The organism is Paracidovorax valerianellae, from assembly GCF_900102625.1.
Taxonomy (GTDB): domain Bacteria; phylum Pseudomonadota; class Gammaproteobacteria; order Burkholderiales; family Burkholderiaceae_C; genus Paracidovorax; species Paracidovorax valerianellae.
In genome coordinates this window covers 1-20,845 of the sequence record NZ_FMZC01000010.1, presented here as the reverse complement: position 1 = coordinate 20,845, position 20,845 = coordinate 1, and the positions used below count along the sequence as shown (strand labels likewise).

15 protein-coding genes and 1 pseudogene are annotated in these 20,845 nt (G+C 62.7%); 8 read left to right on the top strand and 8 right to left on the bottom strand.

Going from position 1 to position 20,845, the window contains the following annotated elements:
• Positions 1 to 52 precede the first annotated feature (52 nt).
• Together BLT03_RS15285 and BLT03_RS15280 are read left to right on the top strand one after the other, a co-directional pair.
• A pseudogene (locus BLT03_RS15285) lies at positions 53 to 284 on the top strand (MFS transporter); the annotation flags it as partial.
• A gap of 222 nt (positions 285 to 506) precedes the next feature.
• The gene (locus BLT03_RS15280) at positions 507 to 2,150 is read left to right on the top strand and encodes a methyl-accepting chemotaxis protein (RefSeq protein WP_092744636.1); all 1,644 of its coding nucleotides are present in this window, start codon (positions 507 to 509) and stop codon (positions 2,148 to 2,150) included.
• A gap of 96 nt (positions 2,151 to 2,246) precedes the next feature.
• Here BLT03_RS15280 and BLT03_RS15275 read toward each other — a convergent pair whose 3' ends face one another.
• The 3 genes from BLT03_RS15275 to BLT03_RS15265 all read right to left on the bottom strand — a co-directional run bounded on the left by BLT03_RS15275 (position 2,247) and on the right by BLT03_RS15265 (position 4,635).
• Positions 2,247 to 3,125, bottom strand: a complete 879-nt coding sequence (locus tag BLT03_RS15275; RefSeq protein WP_092744635.1) for a bile acid:sodium symporter family protein — start codon at positions 3,123 to 3,125, stop codon at positions 2,247 to 2,249.
• 12 nt (positions 3,126 to 3,137) lie between these two features.
• A complete protein-coding gene (locus tag BLT03_RS15270) occupies positions 3,138 to 3,905 on the bottom strand; it encodes a class II aldolase/adducin family protein (protein WP_092744634.1) in 768 nt (255 codons plus the stop codon).
• Between the two features lie 103 nt (positions 3,906 to 4,008).
• Positions 4,009 to 4,635: an HD domain-containing protein gene (locus tag BLT03_RS15265; protein ID WP_092744633.1), complete on the bottom strand. Its 627-nt coding sequence runs from the start codon at positions 4,633 to 4,635 to the stop codon at positions 4,009 to 4,011.
• Positions 4,636 to 4,746: 111 nt separating this feature from the next.
• On the opposite strand from BLT03_RS15265, the gene BLT03_RS15260 reads away from it, so the two are divergent.
• Positions 4,747 to 5,463: a Crp/Fnr family transcriptional regulator gene (locus BLT03_RS15260; protein WP_245711415.1), complete on the top strand. Its 717-nt coding sequence runs from the start codon at positions 4,747 to 4,749 to the stop codon at positions 5,461 to 5,463.
• Positions 5,464 to 5,487: 24 nt separating this feature from the next.
• Here the strand turns inward: BLT03_RS15260 and BLT03_RS15255 are convergent, their stop codons facing one another.
• Positions 5,488 to 6,360, bottom strand: a complete 873-nt coding sequence (locus BLT03_RS15255) for a pirin family protein (protein WP_092744772.1) — start codon at positions 6,358 to 6,360, stop codon at positions 5,488 to 5,490.
• Positions 6,361 to 6,520: 160 nt separating this feature from the next.
• Between BLT03_RS15255 and BLT03_RS15250 the strand changes: the two genes are divergently transcribed.
• Positions 6,521 to 7,447, top strand: coding sequence for a LysR family transcriptional regulator (locus tag BLT03_RS15250; protein ID WP_092744631.1), 927 nt, complete (start codon positions 6,521 to 6,523; stop codon positions 7,445 to 7,447).
• 36 nt (positions 7,448 to 7,483) lie between these two features.
• On the opposite strand, the gene BLT03_RS15245 is transcribed toward BLT03_RS15250, so the two are convergent.
• A complete protein-coding gene (locus tag BLT03_RS15245) occupies positions 7,484 to 8,029 on the bottom strand; it encodes a GNAT family N-acetyltransferase (RefSeq protein WP_092744630.1) in 546 nt (181 codons plus the stop codon).
• A 184-nt stretch (positions 8,030 to 8,213) separates the two neighbouring features.
• On the opposite strand from BLT03_RS15245, the gene BLT03_RS15240 reads away from it, so the two are divergent.
• The 4 genes from BLT03_RS15240 (at position 8,214) to BLT03_RS15225 (ending at position 13,827) form a co-directional block, all read left to right on the top strand.
• Positions 8,214 to 8,810 (top strand): putative glycolipid-binding domain-containing protein, encoded by a 597-nt coding sequence (locus tag BLT03_RS15240; RefSeq protein ID WP_092744629.1) that lies wholly within the window; start codon positions 8,214 to 8,216, stop codon positions 8,808 to 8,810.
• 104 nt (positions 8,811 to 8,914) lie between these two features.
• Positions 8,915 to 10,993, top strand: coding sequence for an ankyrin repeat domain-containing protein (locus BLT03_RS15235; protein ID WP_139160406.1), 2,079 nt, complete (start codon positions 8,915 to 8,917; stop codon positions 10,991 to 10,993).
• Between the two features lie 899 nt (positions 10,994 to 11,892).
• Positions 11,893 to 13,032, top strand: coding sequence for a PQQ-binding-like beta-propeller repeat protein (locus BLT03_RS15230; protein WP_092744627.1), 1,140 nt, complete (start codon positions 11,893 to 11,895; stop codon positions 13,030 to 13,032).
• Between the two features lie 120 nt (positions 13,033 to 13,152).
• Positions 13,153 to 13,827 carry an ankyrin repeat domain-containing protein gene (locus BLT03_RS15225; RefSeq protein ID WP_092744626.1) on the top strand — a complete coding sequence of 225 codons (675 nt, stop codon included), beginning with the start codon at positions 13,153 to 13,155 and terminating at the stop codon, positions 13,825 to 13,827.
• A 412-nt stretch (positions 13,828 to 14,239) separates the two neighbouring features.
• Here BLT03_RS15225 and BLT03_RS15220 read toward each other — a convergent pair whose 3' ends face one another.
• The 3 genes from BLT03_RS15220 to BLT03_RS15210 form a co-directional block, all read right to left on the bottom strand.
• Positions 14,240 to 14,506 (bottom strand): helix-turn-helix domain-containing protein, encoded by a 267-nt coding sequence (locus BLT03_RS15220; protein ID WP_092744625.1) that lies wholly within the window; start codon positions 14,504 to 14,506, stop codon positions 14,240 to 14,242.
• Between the two features lie 93 nt (positions 14,507 to 14,599).
• Positions 14,600 to 20,179 (bottom strand): DUF3320 domain-containing protein, encoded by a 5,580-nt coding sequence (locus BLT03_RS15215; RefSeq protein WP_092744624.1) that lies wholly within the window; start codon positions 20,177 to 20,179, stop codon positions 14,600 to 14,602.
• Between the two features lie 165 nt (positions 20,180 to 20,344).
• A partial coding sequence (locus tag BLT03_RS15210) for an aldehyde dehydrogenase family protein (RefSeq protein WP_139160405.1) occupies positions 20,345 to 20,845 on the bottom strand: 501 nt, incomplete at its 5' end.

Genomic DNA, 20,845 nt, shown 5'->3' with positions numbered 1-20,845 from the left:
ACCGTCCGGCCAGCCCTTCAGCCCCGCGCTCACCACAACAGCCCAAAGCACGTTTCCCAGCGATGTGCGAGGCTCGGGCCAGGGGTTTTGCTACCACTTCGGCCGCGCCATCGGCCCGCCCCATCTGCCCGGCCCTGGTCGGCACGCTCAGCAACACGATGCCGCTGGGTCAGACCATCGGCTGGATCACGGCGATCTGCCATGGGCTCGTCATCATCGCGGCCCTGGCACTGCCGGAAACCTTGGGGCGCGAACTCAGCCCCGGAACCGAAACGGTCCCTTGAGTTTGTTCAAGGATTGCGCGGTGCGGAAAGGCTCAACGCAGCAACCTTTTTGCGCACCGCACGCGCCCTTCAGGTACGCATCGCGCACGTAACTTGCATATGTATCAAACCGTTGCTAACAGCCGACAGCGTGGCTTGCCGACTGGCTTACAACCTGTTTTCACGGCCATACTTCGCTGGACTCCAACACTTTCTGTTACGCCTTCCTGAAAGGACCCCTCCATGAAAAAACTGACCTTGCGGCAGAAGCTGTGGCTTCCGCTGGTCCTCGCGCTGCTGGGGCTTCTGGCGCTGACCTTCGTGAACGCGTGGCAGACGCGGCAGATCCAGTACGACTCCCGCCAATCGGCGCTGGCAGACATCACCGACATGGCCCTCACGGTGATCAGCGACTACGAAAAGCAGGCCCAGGCCGGCAAGATGAGCCAGGAAGAAGCCCGCAGCGCCGCCCTGGCGCGCGTGGCCTCGCAGCGCTACGGCAAGGACGGCTACGTGACCGTGATCGGGGCCGACTCCATCATGGCCATGCACCCCATCAAGGCCGAGCTGAACGGCAAGAACATGATCGGCTTCAAGGATGCCAAGGGCAACCTGCTGTACGTGAACATCGCCGCCACGGGCGCTTCGGCCAAGGGCCGCGGGTTCCTCGAATACTGGTGGCCGCGCCCGGGCAGCGACGCGCCCAGCCCCAAGATCGGTTACGTGGTGCGCTTCAAGCCCTGGAACTGGGACCTGGTGGCCGGTGACTACGTGGACGACATCGAACAGGCCTTCCGCTCCTCGCTGTACCGCGCCATCGGGCTGCTCGCGCTGCTGGGGCTGGTGATCTCGGCGCTCACCGGTCTGGTGGTGCGTGACATCGAACGCTCCGTGGGCGGCGAACCCCGCGCCGCGGCCGGCGCCGCGATGCGCATGGCCGACGGCGACCTGCAGGCGGACATTCCCCTGCGCGCCAACGACGAGCACAGCCTGATGTACGCCATCGGCTTCATGCGCGACCGGCTCGCCAGCATCCTGCACCGCATCCAGCAGGCCACCAGCACCATCGACCACGCCGCGAGCGAAATCGCCCAGGGCAATGGCGACCTGTCCCGCCGCACCGAGCAGCAAGCCTCGTCGCTGCAGCAGACCGCCTCCAGCATGGAAGAACTGACCGCCACCGTGCGCCAGAACGCCGACAACGCCCGCCAGGCGGCGCAATACGTCTCCAGCACCGCCCAGACCGCCGTGCAAGGCGGCCAGGTCGTCAACCAGGTGGTGGAGACCATGCGGTCCATCAGCGCCAGCTCGCGCAAGATCAACGAGATCATCGGCGTGATCGACGGCATCGCCTTCCAGACCAACATCCTCGCGCTCAATGCCGCGGTGGAAGCGGCCCGGGCCGGCGAACAGGGCCGCGGCTTCGCAGTGGTGGCCTCCGAAGTGCGCGGGCTCGCCCAGCGCAGCGCGGCCGCCGCCAAGGAGATCAAGACGCTCATCAGCGAATCGGTGAACGAAGTGCACACCGGCTCCGAACTGGTCGAAAAAGCCGGCAAGACGATGGGCGAAGTGGTCGAGTCGGTGCACCGCATCTCGGGCCTGATGGAAGGCATCGCCTCCGCCAACGTGCAGCAGACCGCCGGCATCGAAGAGGTGAACCGCGCCGTCTCGCAAATGGACGAGATGACGCAGCAGAACGCCGCCATGGTGGAAGAAGCCAGCGCCGCCACGTCGGCCATGGCTTCGCAGGTGGCGGTGTTGCGCGAAGCGCTGGCCGTGTTCCAGCTGAGCGAGGCCACGCTGCTGGCCGCCGAGCGCCACGCGCCGGCACCAGCGCCCACGGCTTCGCTGCGGTCGGCCACGAACACGCGCCTGATCCGGGCCTGATCCGCGTTGACCCCATAAAAAGCGGGCCCGGCAGCACTACGCTGCCGGGCCCGCTTTTCTTTGTGGCGCCGCCGTGCGCCTTGCGGGGCTGCGAGGCTAAGGGGAAGGCGCCAGCACCGGCGCCGGGCGGCGCAGCAGCAACAGCCCGAACAAGGGCGCGGTGATGTACATCAGCACCGAATAAATGGCCGCCGGCAGGGCCAGCGTATAGCTGCCCAGCACGCTCAGCGCCACGAAGATCGCCAGCGTCGAGTTGTGGATGCCGATCTCATAGCTCACCGCCGTCGCCATGGGCTTGTCCAGCCCGGCCGCCCGGCTCACGTAGTAGCCCGAGAGCAGGCTCACCAGGTTGAACACCAGCACCGCCGGGCCGATCTCGGCAAAGGTGTTGGCGATCGAGTTCCATTCCTTGGCGATCGACAAAATGGACACCACCGCCAGCACCAGGGCGCTGAAGACCTTCACCGGCTTTTCCATGCGCGCCGCGAAGGCCGGCCAGCGCGCGGCCGCCGCCATGCCCAGCACCACCGGCACCAGCACGATGGCGATCACCTCGATGAGCTTGCCGGTCTGGATCGGCACCACCTGCCCGCTCTGGGCGAAGTGGGCGATGGACGCGTTGGCGATCAGCGGCAGCGTCACGATCGACAGCAGCGTGTTCACCGCCGTGAGCGAGATGTTCATCGCCACGTTGCCCCCGAACAGGTGCGAGAACAGGTTGGCCGAGATGCCGCCCGGCGACGCCGCCAGCAGCATCAGGCCGATGGCGAACATGGGCGACAGCCCGAACACGCGGATGATCGCGTAGCACAGGATCGGCAGGCACACCACCTGCAGCCCCAGCGCAATGCCCACGGCTTTCGGGCTTTGCAGCAGCCGCCGGAAGTCGGCCACCCGCAAGGTGAGGCCGAGCCCGAACATGACCAGCGCCAGCGCGCCGAACAGAAAACGCGTGACGATGAGGGTGCTGTCCATGGGGCAGCCCGGTCAGTCGCGGTAGCCCGGATCGACGCGGTCGAGCTTGCGGATCAGCGAGGGCCAGACGAACTGCCCGCCCAGGCCGCCGGTCTGCACCTTCATCGCATGGCCGACGCCGTCCACGATCTGCGGGTGCACGCGCGTCAGTTCGCCGCCGCCGGACTGCGCGGCGATCTGGATCTGGCAGGTGTTCTCGAACGTGTACATCGAAAGAAACGCATCCGCCACCGTTTTGCCGCAGGTGAGCAGGCCATGGTTGCGCAGCATCAGGAAATTGGCGCGGCCCAGGTCGGTCTGCAAGCGCGCCTTCTCGTCGTCGCGGATCGCCACGCCTTCGTAGTCGTGGTACGCCAAGGAGGCGAGCACGAAGGTCGATTGCTGGCTGATGGGCAGCACGCCGTCTTTCTGCGCGCTCACGGCGATGCCGGCGCGGGTGTGCGTGTGCAGCACGCATTGAACGTCTTCGCGCACCGCATGCACCGCGCTGTGGATCACGAAACCCGCGGGGTTCACCGGATAAGGCGACTCGATCACCTTGTTGCACTGCGAGTCCACCTTGACCAGGCTCGATGCCGTGATCTCGTCGAACATCAGGCCGTAGGGATTGATCAGAAAGTGGTGCTCAGGCCCGGGCACCCGCGCGCTGATGTGGGTGAAGACCAGGTCGCTCCAGCCGTAGAGGGCCACCAGGCGGTAGCAGGCGGCCAGATCGACGCGCAACTGCCACTCCTCGGCGGAAACCAGTTGCCGGACTTCGTTGGGGGTGATCGCATTCATGAAGGCTCTTTCGATGGGGCATGGGTGTTTGCATGGGCATGGAACGCCATGCGTAGAAAAGGCGACACGGCGATACGGCGACACGGCGCCGCGCGCCGCGCCATCAGGCCGCGGCCGGCTGCTGCTGCTGCTGCTGCGGCTGCGACTGCGGCTGCAGCGCCGCCTTGTAGAGGCTCTGTCGCGGCTGGCCCAGCACGCGCTGCAGCATGGGCATGAAGGCATCGAGCGGCAGGGTTTCCGCCTTCGGGTCGAACGCCGGGTTGTCGTACAGCTCGCAAAAATCAGCGGTCTGCTGGTAGTGCGGGTGCTCCCGGAAGTTGTCGCGCAGATTGCGGTCCAGGCCGATGTGGTGAAAGAAATAGTGGCCCTGGAAGATGCCGTGGTTCTGCACCATCCAGTGGTTGGCCTCGCTCACGAACGGCTTCAGGATGGCCGCCGCGATGTCGGGGTGGTTGAACGACCCCAGCGTGTCGCCGATGTCGTGCAGCAGCGCGCACACCACGTATTCCTCGTCGCGGCCGTCGCGCAGCGCACGGGTGGCGGTCTGCAGCGAATGGGTGTAGCGGTCCACCGGAAAGCCGCCGTAATCGCCCTCCAGAATGCGCAGGTGGGCCGCCACCCGGTCCGGCAGGCCGCGCGTGAACTGCATGAATTCGCCGCCGATGGTCTGCCAGTCTTCGCGCGTGCTGTCCTGCATGCGCGCGAAGGTCGCTCGTTTGCTGTCGTGCATATCGTTGTCTCCGTGGGGGAACGGGGCCACTGTAGGCCGGCCCCGGCGCGCCAACTGTCCAATAATTGACAGTTCGACCCCTTGGTTTACCCGGCTCTGCCTCGCCCATCCATGCCCCTGAAACCCCCGCTTTCGCCGGCCCACCGCCGCACCATGGAGCGCAATCCCTGGTTCGCTGCGCTGCCGGCCGCGCAACGCGACGCCCTGCTGGGCGCGGCGGAACTGGTGCACCTGCAACGCGGGGCCATGCCCTTTCGGCAGGGCGATCCGGTGGGTGCGGCGGGCAGCGGGTTCTATGGCCTGCTGGCCGGCACGCTCAAGATTTCCACCCTGCGCGACGATGGTCGCGAGGCGATCCTCGTGCTGCTGGAGCCGGGCAACTGGTTCGGGGAGATCACCCTCATCGACGGCTCGCCGCGCACCCACGACGCCACGGCGCTCACCGGGGTGGACCTGCTCGTGGTGCCGCCCGCCGCCTTCGCCGCGCAGATGGGCGACCCCGTGTTCGCCAACGCCATGGCCACCTTGCTCGCATCGCGCGTGCGCGGGCTGTACAGCATGATGGAAGACGCCACCCTGCGCGGCCTGCGCGTGCGGGTGGTGCACCGGCTGCTGGCCCTGGCGCGCGGCGACGCCACCCAATCGGCCACGCTGCGGCCCAGCGTGGTCGTGCCGCAAGAGGCGCTCGCCATGATGCTGGGCGTGACGCGGCAGACGCTCTCGAAAGAACTCAACGCGCTCGCGCAGGAAGGCCTGATCGGCCTGCACTACCGCCGCATCGAACTGCTGAGCCTCGAAGCCCTGCAGCGCGTGGGCGGCGCGGGCTGAGCAGGATCAGCAAGCTGAACGCTTTCAGCCGCTGAACACCGCCGTGCGGCCCTGCGCCGCGGGCCGGGCCTGCATGCGCTGCGCCAGGGCCTGAATGCCCGCTTCGCCCTGCGCCAGCGCCTGCCGGCTGGTGTGCACCGAATATATGCCGGTCACCAAGTCGTGCGGGTGCGGCTTGGCAGAGCCGAGCACGAACACCGCACTGCGGTCCGGCGACGCCTGCAGGGCGATGGAGCCCGTCGGCCCGAACACCGCCATTTCGCCCGCGCTCACCGCGTTAGCGCCCACGAGCCGGCCGTGGCTCACCGCCAGCCAGGCGGCCTCGTGCCCCTCGGGCGGCTCGTAAGTCCAGGCCTGGCCGGGCTGCAGCGTCACCAGCAGGTAGTTGATGCCGGCCGGCGCGCGCACCGGGCTGACAGCGCCCACATGGTTGCCCACGATCACCGTGACCGGGCCGCTTTGCTGCATGGCGCGGGCCTCGATGTACTGGCTATCGACCGGGCCGTTCTCCAGCTCGGGCGGCAAGGCCAGCCACAGCTGAAACCCCGCCACCCGCGCCGACGTGCCGGCCGACATCTCCTTGCCGTGCCACACGCCGCCGCCGGCACGCATCCACTCCACGCCGCCGTAGCCCAGCTCGCCCTCGCCCGAGGCCGGGTCGTCGAAGCGCAGGTCTCCCTCGGTCACCACCGTGACGGTGGCCAGCCCCGAATGCGGATGGATTGGCATGCTGCCCGCAAACGACGCATCGCCCTCGAACAGGTCCAGGAACACGAAAGGCTTCAGCACCTGGCCCAGGTCGCCAGGGCTCATCAGCCGGACGATGGGGCCGTGGCCGCGGCCCCGGGTGCGCTGCACGATGGTTCGCTGGGCCGTGGGGGAAAGCAATGCGGACATGGGGCGCTCCTGAAAAAAATGGAAGGCCGGAAACCCTTCCGGCGGTACCGCGGCGCACTGCGCTGCGATCGGTTCATCCAATGTAGGGAGCCTTGACCCATCGGTGAAGCCTATTTTATTAGATATGATCCATCGACAAAAACGATAGGTGGTACTAAACATGCTCGATGGCGTCTCGCTCGATCACCTGCGCATCCTGGTCGCCGTGGTGGAAGCCGGCAGTTTCTCGGCCGCCGGGCGCCGCGTTGGCCGGGCGCAGTCGGTCGTCAGCCAGGCCATCGCGGGGCTGGAGGCGCAACTCGGCGTCACGCTCTTCACCCGGGCCGCGCGCCTGCCCGTTCTCACGCCCGAAGGGGTGGCGCTTGCCAGCCGGGCCCGCGACATCGTGCGCGCGGCCGACACCCTCAAGGCCGAGGCCCGCGCCATGGCGGCGGGCCTGGAACCCGAGCTGTCCGTCGTCATCGATGTGATGTTCCCCATGGCCGCGCTGACCGACGCCATCGCCGCCTTCGCGGTCGCCTTCCCCAACACCGCCTTGCAGTTGCAGGTCGAGGCCCTGGGCGCCGCCGCCCAGTGGGTGCTCGACGGCCGCTGCCGCGTTGGCGTGATGGGCTCCATGCCCATCGTCCCGCCCGAGTTCGAACAGGTGCGCCTCATGGCCGTGCCCATGGTCACCGTGGCCGCCCCGGGCTCGCCGCTGGCGCAGCACACGGGCCGGCTCGGCCCGCAGGAGCTGAAAGGCCAAGTCCAGCTCATCCTGACCGACCGCTCCGCCCTCACCGCCGGGCGCGACTTCGGCGTGCTGGGCGACACCGTGTGGCGCCTGGCGGACATTGGTGCCAAGCACGCCTTTTTGCGCGCGGGCCTGGGCTGGGGGCACATGCCGCTGCCCATGGTGGAAGACGACCTGCGCGATGGGCGCCTGGTGCGCATCGAGGTGGACACCGGCGTCGTCGGCGACCCGATGCTGGAGATGAAAGCCGTTTATCGCCGCGATGCGCTGCCCGGGCCGGCGGGGCGATGGCTCATCGAACGGCTGCGGCAGTACCCCGCCTGCGAACCAGCGCGCGCCAAAGGCTCTTCCTGAAGATCATTGCCAGCACACCGCCCGCCAATGGCCCGCCTAGCCGTCCACCGGCTCGTGCGGCGTCTCCAGCGTGAGCTGGTAGAAAGCCGCATCCAGCCAGCGCCCGAACTTGAAACCTACCTGCGGCATGGTGCCCGTGTGCACGAAGCCCATCTGCCGGTGCAGCCGAATGCTTCCCTCGTTGGTCGCATCGATGCACCCCACCATCGCGTGAACGCCCGCCGCCCTGGCCCGCTCCACCAACGCCCGCAGTAGCAAGCCCCCGAGGCCCCGGCCCCGGCTGTCCTTGTGCACATACACGCTGTGTTCGACCGTGTACTTGTACGCAGGAAACGCCCTGAACGTGCCCCAAGAGGCAAAGCCCAGCAACTCACCCCGTTCATCGACAGCCCCCACCACCGGAAAACCGTTGGCCCGCTTGGTGGCGAACCACGTCGCCATCGCAGAGCGCGGCCGGGGCACATAGTCGTAGAGCGCGGTCGAATTGACGATGGCGTCGTTGAGGATGCAGAGAATGGCGTCCGCATGGGCCTCTTCGGTGCAGTCGATCAGCCGGAGGTCTTTGGCAAGGGTCTGGGTCATGGGTGGAAGCTCGCAGAGTCGTGATGGGTCAAAATTTCCGGCGATACCGCTGTCGCCCGGCCTCCCGCCTTCTGGACAAGGCCATCGCCGTTTCCAATAAAGTAGAAATTCATTCCATCTTACTGGAACCGATAAAGCGTCCCCCTTCAAACGATGGCCTGCCCTGCCCTGAGGATTCAACGACATGTCCGCCAAACCCTCTGCCCCTGCCGCACCCTCTGGCGCCTCCGTTCTCTTATGGCGCCGAACCGATATTCACGGCCTGGAGCGCCTGGTGCTCCACATCGCGCCAGACAGCATCACGGCGGTGTCCACCGTGCTCTGCCTGGAAGACGGCGGTTTTCAACTGGAACATCGCTGGCGGCTTACCCCGGATTGGCGCGCCCAATCCGTCCACGTGCGATGCTGGAGTGCGCAAGGCCACGCCCGCCTGGCGCTGGAGCGTGCCGGCCCCGGCTGGACCGTGGACGGCGTGCCCCGTCCCGACCTGGACGGCGCCGAAGAGCCCGACCTCTGCGCCACCCCGTTCTGCAACACCTTTGCGATCCTGCGCACGCCGCAGGCCACAGGGGCCAGCCTCACGCTGGACACGGCCTTCATCGACGCGCCCACGCTGACCGTCACGCGGTCCCGCCAGCGATACGACCGGCTGGGGCCGCGGCGCCTGCGCTATGTGGACCTGGGCCTGTTCGCCGGCTTCGAAGCCGAACTCACGGTGGATGACAACGGCTTGGTGGAATGCTACGAAGGCCTGTTCGAGCGGTTGTACCCGCCGGCCTGACGCTGGGCCTGAGAACCATCGCGGCGGCCTGTTAACGTCGGTGCCGCCAGCCCACCCGCCGCTGCGCGCCGGCATAGCCGCCGCCAAGACTTCCAAGGCCCCCATTGACCCGTCCTTTGATCAGCCGCTCGACCCGTAGCTTTATCCGTCCGCTGTTCCGCACCCTTCCCGTCCTCGCTGTCTTGCTGGCAGTGCTGTTCACCTCAGCGGCGAACGCTGCGGACTGCCCCGAGGTGCTGCTGGGCGACTACTCCGACACCGCCGACGGTCCCGCCATCGTTCGTGTCGAAAGCGCCAACGGCCGTGTGCAGACGCGGCAGAAGGACGCCAATGGCCAATGGAGCACCGCAGTGTTCGACAGCCCCGTCGTGCCGCCGCATGAGGTGCGCAGGCTCATCGGCCCCATCGGCCGCTCGGTGCCGGTGTGCGGGCTGGGCGTGCAAGGCGGCGTGTTGCTCAAGCTCCCGGTCGGGCATGAATACGCCGTCAGCAGCGCCACCGAAAAATCCACCGTGCCCCAGAAAGCCGTGACCGGCTACCTGGTCTACCAGGCCAGCGGGTTCGCCGTGTCGGCGACCGACCTGTTCCCCGTGGCGCGCCAAGGCGCATCGCCCTTACCACCGCCGCCGCCTTCCAAAGCGGCCGTCGGCCTGGAAGTGCCCGCGTTGCCCGTCTGCGCAGGCCAGCGCCTGCCCGACATGAACCAGGCCGCCTTCGACGCCCTGCCCGCCACTGAAAAAAACCGGTTTCATCGGATGGAGGCCCCCGCGCAAACGCGGTTCGTGTGCGGGCAGCATCTGAACGACTTGATGAGCCAGGACACCTTCCTCAGCCCCGCCCTGGGCGCATCGCGCGGCGACACCCTCAACAGAATCACCGCCTTGCTGCATGCCGGGCAAATCCCCCGCAATGCGGCCGGAGAAGCGGCGTGGGTCACCGCATCGCAGGGCCTGCTCGCCCACAACCGGGCCACCGGCAAGGAGGCCATTCCGTTCCAGAACGAGTACTACGCGCTCTTCATCCGCGACATCGCGCCGCACCTCGGCGATGCAGCGGACAGCACCCTCAACCTCTCCCCGCTGGTCTACCTGCTCAAGGAAATGGTCCTGCTGCCGCCCGAGCTTGGCACCCTCGCGCTGAAAGCACTGGGCCAAAAAGGTTTGCTGCGCCGCACTTCGGACACCTCTGGCGAAACCATCGCGGTCCAGCTCCTGCAGCACAGCACCCCCACCATCCCGCCAGAGACCTTTGCGTTCCTGCTGGCCGAGGCCGGCCCCGGCGCCGCCAATCATTCAGGGGTGATGACCACGCTGATCGACAACCCCAGCGCCGAACGCATCCAGCTGATGCTGAACGCCGGCGCCCAGCCGGCCCAACGCGGCTGGCTGGCGAGAGCCCGCGCCAATCCCGCCGCCGCGTCCACCGTATACCCCTTGCTCTTGAACGCCGCAGCGGCCAATGCCCGGTCCAGCCCCGAACAGGCCCGCCGCTTCAGCGACGAGATCACCATGGTGCTCGGCAAGCTGTTGAAGCGCTGCCCCACAGAGCTCGCGGACTGGAAAGAGATCGACCGGCTGGTAGAGCAAGGCGCCAGGGTGCGCGGCGTGTTCGACAACCAGGCGTTTTCTGAAACCAACCTTGCCGTCTATGCCCTGCGCTGCCCCGATGGTTTTGAAGCGCTGCTGCAGCGGGGCCTGCCGCTGGACGCCAACTACCCCTACCCCGAGTACGCGGGCAAACGGCAGGACACGCCGCTGCTCATGTACGTGACCGTGCTGCTGGAAGACTACCCACCGCAACCCAGCACGCTGAAGGCCATGCTCACCCGGCACAACAACGCCAACGTGCGCCCCGCGTGCGAAGGCTGCAACCTGTTGAGCCCGCTGGAAATGGCCGTCCAGGCCGGCCATGTCGATGTGGTCAAAGTGCTTCTGGATTTCGGCGCCGACCCGAACGACCCGAACAAGGACGGCCGGCCCGCGTTCATCCGCGCCCTGGTGTCCAACAGCGTGGAAATGCTGCAGGTGATGAATGCGAAGAAAAAGCTGGACGTGCACCGCGTGGACCACAAAACCATCTCCATGCTGGCCTGGGCGAACTGCCTGGGGGCGAAGGAGGCAGCGGCGTGGCTGGCGCGTGAAGGGGCGGTGAGCCAGGGAGAGGCGCTGTGCCAGAAGCGGTGATACCGGGCAGGTGTCGGCGCTGGGGCCGGGAACAGTCAGGCGATGCGGCATCGCAGGCCGGCGAGGAAGCGAGCGCCGCACATTCGTTCGGGGGAAGAAAGGGCCAAGGCCTGGGACGCGGAGCGAAAGAACGCGAACGGCGACTTTGAGTGAAATTGGGCTCCAGCGCAATTAGCACTAGGGTGTATAGCTATATAAATAATAGCAATCCGCTAGAGCCCTGTTGGAATGCGGACTGCCGACTGGTGACCGGCGACTAACGCCTACCGATGCCCGCAGCACTGGCCGCGCCGAACCGCCCAGAGACTGCCCGCTTGTCCTTCGCACTGAACGCAGAAAGGCACCCATGATCCCGCTGTCACCCCCGCAAGAGAACCCGCCCGCCGCCGAACATGCCCGCGCACCACACGGGGTGTGCAGGTGCTGCGAAACAGGGCGCCGGAGGCCGCAAGCCTTCTTCATCAAGACCAAGGCGCGCCCTGGTTAGCAGGATGCGGTGGTACAGATGCTGCGGGACATCCGGGCCTGCGTCGAAGCCGAACCCGCCACGGGTTTGTGGTTCGCCGTTCGGTTTTCGGTATGCGCGCGGCGATCCCCGTCTTGAATACGTCCGCCAGATGAGCATCTGATCCACGGAAAGCGCCCAGCACCGTTGAAGCTTTCCTGGGCGTCAGCAACACTGGCAGCCGCCGGCACCGCTTTTCGAACTACGGCCTGAAGCGAGCAGCGGCCTACCAAGCTAGGGCTACCGCTATCCGTAGCCGAGCAGGGCGCATGCAGCCGTGGCCACAGGCATTGTTTGCCTCTGGATAAGCCGTCAAACGGGCGCGCCACTGGCATCCATAAAATCCATTCAGCGTCTACCTCCCCAATTCGCCATTCGATCCCCCTCTACCGCCATGCCAGCCATCCCTCCCAAACACCCCCAGTACACCTTCGGCGAGACCTTCTCCGGACTGTCGACCTTCGATCTGGTGGACGACACGCTGTACATCCTCTACACCGGCAACGACGACGCGGCGTTGGGCCCGCGCCAGCTGCTGCGTAGCTTCGACCTGCGCTCCGAGGACAGCAAGCACGAATGGGCGGGCCTGAACCGCATGGAGCGCACCACCGCGCGCGACGCCTCGTGCGACACCTGGGTCGATGGCGACGCCTACGTCATCTGCGGCGACACGCCCGAGCTGCTCGACCGGAACACCTTCGAGGTTCTCTACTCCGAGCGAGATGGGCTGCTGCAGGAGGGCTGGGACGACTACTCCTGGATCCACTACTGGGGTGGCGTGGTGTACCGCTTTGTCGACCTTGGCAATCCGGGCAGCGGCATCGACGTGGTCAGCCTGCAGGGCGGCACGCCCAAGGTGGTGGAGCACCTGGACGTGGATATCGACCCCTCCGGCACTGGCCATGGGCAGTACATCGCCGGCCTGCGCGAGGGAGGCGGCGCAGCGGTGTATGCGCTGGGTGAGCGGCGCTATGTGTTCGAAGCTGCCGAAGACGGCGTGCACTACCGCCACGGGCGGCAGACCAATGGCGTGGCCTTCGAAGGCGGCCGCGTGTTCTTCCTGCTGGGCGACACCCTGCTGGTCGGCAGTCTGGCCACTGGCGAGGTGCTGCACCGCATCAACTACCTTGCGTTGCCCAGGTTTCAGCAGTACCTGCAGGAGCACGGCCGTGAGGAACAGGCTTCGTTCGCCGCGGAAATGGCCGTGCTGGGCGACAAGGTCTTTCTGGGTGGCACCTGGCTGCGCGGCTACCTGCTGTGCATCGACCTGGCCTTGGGCGATGCGGCTTGGCTGCGGGCCAGCGCGCATCAGATCGAAACGCTGACGGCCCGGGGCGACTTGGTCTACGGCCTGGAAACCCTGGTACCGACCGCGTGGGATATCCATACTGGCGAGCCCGCCTGGCAGTCGGAGCAAAGCATTCGCGGCCACCGCGTGCAGATCAACGACCGCTGGCTGGTGATCGCAGGCTCCAAGGGCGACACGCACTGCTATCCGTTGAAGACACCGTACCTGACCAAGCAGTCTGGGTGACCGTCGGCAGGCAGCGCAAAAGGGTTGCCGACCGCAGTCAGGCCGTCCCGTGCACGACGTGTTGGGGGCAATGCCCGGTCCAGCCCCGAACAGGCCCGCCGCTTCAGCGACGAGATCACCATGGTGCTCGGCAAGCTGTTGAAGCGCTGCCCCACAGAGCTCGCGGACTGGAAAGAGATCGACCGGCTGGTAGAGCAAGGCGCCAGGGTGCGCGGCGTGTTCGACAACCAGGCGTTTTCTGAAACCAACCTCGCCGTGTATGCCCTGCGCTGCCCCGATGGCTTTGAAGCGTTGCTGCAGCGGGGCCTGCCGCTGGACGCCAACTACCCCTACCCCGAGTACGCGGGCAAACGGCAGGACACGCCGCTGCTCATGTACGTGACCGTGCTGCTGGAAGACTACCCGCCGCAACCCAGCACGCTGAAGGCCATGCTCACCCGGCACAACAACGCCAACGTGCGCCCCGCGTGCGAAGGCTGCAACCTGTTGAGCCCGCTGGAAATGGCCGTCCAGGCCGGCCATGTGGATGTGGTCAAAGTGCTGCTGGATTTCGGCGCCGACCCGAACGACCCGAACAAGGACGGCCGGCCTGCGTTCATCCGCGCCCTGGTGTCCAACAGCGTGGAAATGCTGCGGCTGATGAACGCGAAGAAGAAGCTGGACGTGCACCGCGTGGACCACAAAACCATCTCCATGCTGGCCTGGGCGAACTGCCTGGGGGCGAAGGAGGCAGCGGCGTGGCTGGCGCGTGAAGGGGCGGTGAGCCAGGGAGAGGCGCTGTGCCAAAAGCGGTGATACCGGGTAGGTGCCGACGCTGGAGTTGGCAACAGTCAGGCGCTTTGGCATTGCAGGCCGGCGGCGAAGCGGGCGCTGCACATTCGTTCGGGGGAAGAAAGGGCCAAGGCCTGGGACGCGGAGCGAAAGAACGCGAACGGCGCCTTTGAATGAAATCGGGCTCCAGCGCAATTAGCACTAGGGTGTATAGCTATATAAATAATAGCAACCCGCTAGAACCGCGTTGGACTGGCGATTCGCGATTCGCGACTGGTGACCAGCGACTAACGCCTGCCCCCCCCGCAGCGCTGGCCTTGCCGAACCGCTCAGAGGCTGCCAGCTTGTGTCGGCGGCTGGCCATGTATTCGCGCGTATTCGTGGCTGAACTGCGAGGCGCTTTCATACCCACCTCGAAAGCGACCTAGCTCATGCTTTAGCCCTGCGACCGGATCAGGCGGTGCGCCTCCATCAACCGCAGGTGCTTTTGGAACTGCAGCGGCGACAGCGAGGTGATGGCACGAAAGTGCAGGTGAAACGCCGAGCGACCCATGCCGCCTGCCGCTGTCAGGCGCTCGATGGACACCGGCTGCGCGGGGTCGGCACGCAGGATCGCCACGGCGCGAGCAATGCGGCGCGCGTGGCTGTCGGGCAAGCCATGTTGGCGAATCGCAGCGCCCTTGGCGGGCGAACCAGCGGGCATGGCACTCCGGCGAGCCCATGACCAGATCGGTGCTCACTGCGGTGTCAGAGTTCCAACAGACACACATCTCCACCGAGCTCTTGCCACTCATCCTTAAGGGGTGGCGTGCCCGCGTGCTGAGTCTTTACCAATCACAATCATTGAGTTGTCACGACGCAAAAAGTTATTGACCAGAAGGTCTGAGACCACTGCGTTGACAGCATTCTTCAATGGCAGACTAGTGCTCCTAAACCCCAGTCCGCGAGCAACTCCGACGGCGATCTCATCATCGGTAGCTCCTAGATTGTCACGCACCAGATCAAGAACACCTGCTGCTATTTCTTCCGAGGAAATCATTTCTGCCTTTCGCAAACCTGCTGACTGAACTAACTGCCGGTCTCTCAGCACAGGCGTGCGCGAAGGGTGCTTCAGGAATTGTCCAGAACGAGCGATAGATCTCCGCTCATGTGCAACGTCAACAGCACGGGCTACTGCGGCCTCAATCCTGGCTCCGGCTCTTTGTAGCCCCCACGCTCCTCGAAGGCGAACAACTAGTTCATCAAAGTGAAGAGGCGACTCCACCTCCACAACTTTCACGACCAGATCTGCCATAAATCCAATCGGTGTTTCATGAAGCTCATATTCAATGTGGCGATCCGGCGTAGATTCCACATACAAATCTCGCGACTGTAGGCCGTCTGATACATCAACGAGCCCGACCTCGGGAACTTGTCCTCGATCTACAGTGATGATCTCTACTGGAACGGCCCGGTGAGACATCAAAGGATTTTCCGAGCGTTCATCAAGCGCTCTTTTTGCCGCTTCGACCGCCGCAATGGTCCGCTCCAATTGCTCTTTAGGACGCTGAAACCAGTCAGTACTCCAAATGCGATGAATGATCCAACCATGATCTTCAAGCACAGCCTGTCGTAGACGATCTCTATCCCTCGCGGAACGCGCAGAGTGGTAAGCGGCACCGTCACACTCAATTCCCATGAGATAGCGGCCGGGCCTTTCTGGGTCTGCAATGGCGAGATCAATGAAAAATCCGGCAATGCCTACCTGCGGATGCACTTGATAACCCGCACGCTGTAGAGCTTCAGCAACTTGTTCTTCAAACACGCTTTCTAGCGCTCGATTTGACGCTTGAGCCATCGAAATACGACCAGTCCGCGCGTAATGAAGAAAGAGTTTGAATGCGAAAACGCCCTTGCCCTTGGCTCGCTCAAGGTCAATGTCCTCGTCTGTAATTGAAGAGAACACTTCGCAGCGTCGCTTAGCTCGACTGATCAAAACATTTAAACGGCGCTCACCACCATCTGAGCCAAGAGGGCCAAATCGCATCGCCATGTACCCTTGAGCATTTTTAGCGTAGCCGACGGAAATCATGATTACGTCACGTTCATCTCCTTGAACATTTTCAAGGTTCTTAACGAAAAAAGGCTCGCTGGGATGTGCATAGAAGAAACTCTCTGCAGCAGGGTTCAGCCGCCGCAGTAGCTCAAGTTCATCTTGAATGACGCGCCGTTGAGCCACTGAGAACGTGGCGACGCCCAAAGACAGGCCGGGGTAGTCAATCGCATGCTGAAGAATGGCTTTGGCGACAGCTTTGGCCTCCACAGTATTTGTTCCCGTTCCTCCAGAATCAAATACGCCATCCGGGACAAAGCGGAACTGCAACCCCATTCCCGCCTCGCTTGTGTAAGGGCTGGGGACAATGAATAGCTTGTTCTCGTAGAACTGACTATTGGAAACTGCGATAAGCGATTGATGCCTGCTCCGATAGTGCCAACGAAGCATGCGCTGCGGGAGTCCACGCGCTACAAAAAGTCCAAGAATGCTCTCGATGTCGGTCACCTGCGTTGTTTCGTCATCGTCCTCCGTTTCCCCGTCGGTCATCTTGGAGAAAAATTTAGTGGGAGGAAGTTGACGCTCATCTCCCACAACGACCACTTGCTTTGCACGTGCGATTGCCCCAATCGCATCTACTGGCTGAATTTGGCTGGCCTCATCCATGACCAGCAAGTCAAAGGTCTGCTTGCCAGGAATCAAGAACTGAGCGACTGAAAGAGGGCTCATCATCATCACCGGCTTGAGGGCCTGAATCGCAGGTCCTGCCCGCTGCATCAACTGGCGAATAGGCATGTGACCGCGACGCTTGGCCATTTCGCCTCGCAGCACGCCTACTGGACCTGCCCCACCCTCTCTCGAAGGAATTCTGCGATGGTGCGCGTGGGCAACCTCGACACAAGCCGCCTTGATTCTGGAGCGGTCTAGTTCGGCAAAACGGCCTACATCTCTGGAATGAAGTGCGCCGTCGAAGCGGGCAATATCAGGATTTAATTCCGTGACCTCCCTCAATTGATCTTCGTAATAAGCCATCTCCAATGTGGAACGAGCACTAGCATTGGACAATTGCCCGCTGGCCAACTCAGCAACCAGCTGTCCCATTCCTGATTCGGACGCCTTACGGGCCTGATGCCGATAGGCAACCCACTTAGACAATTGCTCTGCATTAATCAGCCAAGATCCAAAAGTCTCTCTGGCAGCATCAATCAGGAAGTCATCTCCTTCCCTGGCTTGGAAAAGATTTGCGGGATCTGCTTTGAAGAGCCCTGCGACCTCAATCAAACGAGTGTGTAAAGCATTCGCTGTTTCGTTAGCTTTCGCCGCCAATTTTGCAACTTCGATTCGGTCGTGAATCCGCGCGGCGTGCAGCCGTTGCGTTGGATGTGCTACCAACCAATCGAATGATGTTTGCAAGACTTCCCAAGCGGATGTGCGCCCTTTGTAGGCTTCTGCAAATGCTGCATTCCCCAACTCCGCCGAGCTATCAACAACGTGTGCGATGGCTTGTAATTCCTGAATCTGCTCTACATGCGACTTCACGGCCTCATTAAAAGCAGGACGAGCAAGCATCAGCCGGTTCAGCAAATCATCGACGGACACAATGATTCCAACCCTCACCTGCCAGTCCGAGAGAGGCACGCGATCCGCAGAAACCTCATTTGCAAACAGACCTGGCGTCTTGTCTCCCAATTCGTCCCACAAAGCAGACAAGTGCTTCTTGACCTGCTCAATCAGCTGTCGGACTAACTCCGAACGAATTTTGACGCCTGATCGATCTGCCATCTGACTCGCAAGAATTCTCGGCTCAGCGCCTAATCCGCGCAAAGTCCGCATCCACTCCACCAAGGCCAATAACGATGCTGCTTGGCTACGCTCTCCGTTCCAATCGGTACCAAAGGCAGAACGACCAAAGGAATCGCCTGCTTGCACCTTCGCTACCGCGGTTTTTGCTTGCGCTAGTTCGTCAAGCAATGTGATGAGGGTTGGGATGGGCTGATTGGGATCGCGGACGATTGATCTCACCAGTGCTTTGGCCTTACGCCAATCTCCACTCAAAAATCGGAACACGCCAGTTTGGGTTGCAAGAGTTTGCCGAGCTGCAGCGAGGTCGATCTCCCAAGCAGCATCAAGCACTTTTTTGGTCAAAGACGCTCGCGCGGATGCCAAGGATGCAACCGCATTTACGAGCTCTGCCGCTTGTTCAACCCCTTGCTCCCAAATCGTCGCAACAAATGCTTCAGGACAAGCGTCCGGCGCCAGTGCAACACGCTCACCCGTCATCGTCAGTCGGGTTACCTCTGCTAGGGTGCCTGTTCCCCCTTTAGTGCCCAAGTCCTTCGCAAGCCGCTGTGCTTCGCTTTGAAGCTTCGGAAGCAAAACATGCAATTCTCTGGCAGCAGCAAATCCCGAGCGATCAAATTGATTGGGAAGATTCTCCAGCTCTTGTACCAGTTCATTGCATGGCACTTCTATCGCAGCAGGCTGCAGCCAAGCTTGCATATCGTTTTGCTTGTATCGCAGTTGTGCTCCTGCCCTAAGTAGGTCAGCGATGTGATCTGGCTGCTCCCACGTTGGTGATGCCAGCGCATGGGAACTTAGCGAAGGAGCTGCAGCGACGGTCTGAGCAAGATGATTCAGGGCCGACACGTCTTGGAGGAATGAGCGCGGAACTGGCTGTTCAAAACGTATCGCTAACGTCGCCAGTTCATTGCTCCATTCCGTGAGGTCCGACGACAAATTTTGCAGGAGCGGCAACAGCCGATCCAGTTCTGTTGGCAAGATGGACTCTAAGCCTACGCCTCGCCAAGGATGTTCATCAGGGATGCCAATCTCGTTCAAACGCTCCAGCAAATCACCGAGCAGAGCCAATCTCTTACCCAAATCATCTGCCGTCCATTTTCGACTTCCCTCCAACAGAATTGCAGTTGGAGGCTGGCCCTGAGCACGAAGTCGAACCAAGTGGCCGATGATCTGGTAGGGCGTGAATCCAGACTTTCCGTGAGCGAGATGTAAACGCTCTGCATGACCATTCAAAATATCTCGAAGTTCTGTCAGGCTGGCCACCAAAGCATCCGGAAAACTCCCCTTTGGAGACCCGAGATCCCAGGTGCGGCGAAGCTCTTCTAGGACAGCGCGTTTGTTAGCCTTGTGGCTGTGTAATTCAAGGCACGCATCCCCGACCCCAGCTTGATCTAACCGCCTTTTAACGACTTCAAGCGCTGCCATTTTTTCAGCAACAAATAGAACGGTTTTTCCGTCTGCAATGGCAGAAGCGATGACGTTAGCGATGGTTTGCGATTTGCCAGTCCCCGGAGGTCCCTGGATCACCAAATTCTTACCCTGGCGAACATCATGTATGGCTAGTGCTTGTGAGCTGTCGCTATCGACGATGTGCATCATCTCCTTCGGGGGAATGTGCTGATCAATAGAAACCTCTTCGCCGATCAAACATTCTGAAGCCGGAAATCCCTCTCCAAACAGCGACCGCACGATTGGCTGATTCGTGAGACGCACCTCTTCAGGCCAGTTACTAGGGTCCAAATCCCGGTACATCAAAAACTTGGCGAATGAAAAGAACCCCAGAACGATTTCGTCTCGTTGGACAGACCAATCCGGCTTTGTCGCGATTGCCGTAGCTACAGCGCCCATATAAGTGGCAATGTCGAAATCGTCTCCGCCTTCAAACTCTGGAAGCTTCAGCTTGTGAACCCGGTCGAGATAGGCTTCCAGCGACAAATTAGCAGTCTGATCCTCTGCACGCGCTTTAAGCCGAAATCGCTCACCAGCAGTTCCACGCTCCAGTTCAACCGGTACCAGAACCAGTGGGGCGTATCGAACATTTTCTTTGTTGATGGGATCTATCCACTTCAGAGTTCCCAGTGCCAGGAACAGGATATTGACCCCTTGCTCTTCCTCAAGCGTCCGAGCATCGTGGTAGAGGTCTAACAGACGCGTTTGCAAACCTTTGGCAGACAAACGAGTCTGCAGCTTTGTGTCTACATGCCTCGCGTTCAAACCAGAAGAGTGATCTGCTTCCTCATCTGGTTGCGCGAGTTGGGACAAAGGAATTTCATCACCGTCATCGACACTTTTTCCGTCTTCGATAGCATCGGCTTTCGACAGACGACCTGGCACAAAAGTGAAGACTTTTGAGTCTTGCACCAGCAATCGATAAACATGCTCTGAGAGTTCATCGACTATTTCGATATGTTTAGCGGTTTTTGAGCGCGGAATGTTCAGAAGGCGATTTCGCGCTGACAAATCTAACAACTCCGTTCGGGCTCGCTCAAGCTTTTCCTCGATGGTCGATCCACCTTGGAACGTCGAAATTTTTTCCTCAGCCATTCACCTCTCCTTTGGATTTGATTACGCCGCGCGCGAACAAACCAAAGAAGGTAGTCGTACGGGTTTGCAAACATTTTGCAACATACGACCTTGCTAAGAAACTGTCCATTTCCCCAGCGTATCAATGCACGATCAATGGGTGCGATGCCCTGAGCATTGCAACGATCAATCCAACCCGCCCTGGCACACATACTTCGTGTGCAGGTAATCCTCCAGCCCGTGCGTGGAGCCCTCGCGCCCGTAGCCCGATTCCTTCACACCGCCGAACGGCGCAGCCTCCGCTGCCAGCGCCCCTTCGTTGATGCCCACGATGCCCGTCTCCAGGGCCTCCGCCACGCGCCAGATGCGACGCACGTCCTGGCTGTAGAAGTACGCGGCCAGGCCGAACGGTGTGTCGTTGGCGGCGGCGATCACTTCCTCTTCCCTCTCGAAGCGCGTGAGCGGCGCCACCGGGCCGAAGGTCTCTTCGCACGCGCAGGCCATGGTGGCGTCGGCGTTCTCCAGCACGGTGGGGGCGTAGTAGGTCGCGCCCAGCTCGGTCAGGCGCTTGCCGCCCGTGAGCACTTTCGCGCCCTTGGCGATGGCGTCCTGCACGTGGCGGTCGATCTTCTCCACCGCGCGGTTGTTGATCATCGGGCCGATCTGCGAGGCCGGGTCGCTGGCTGG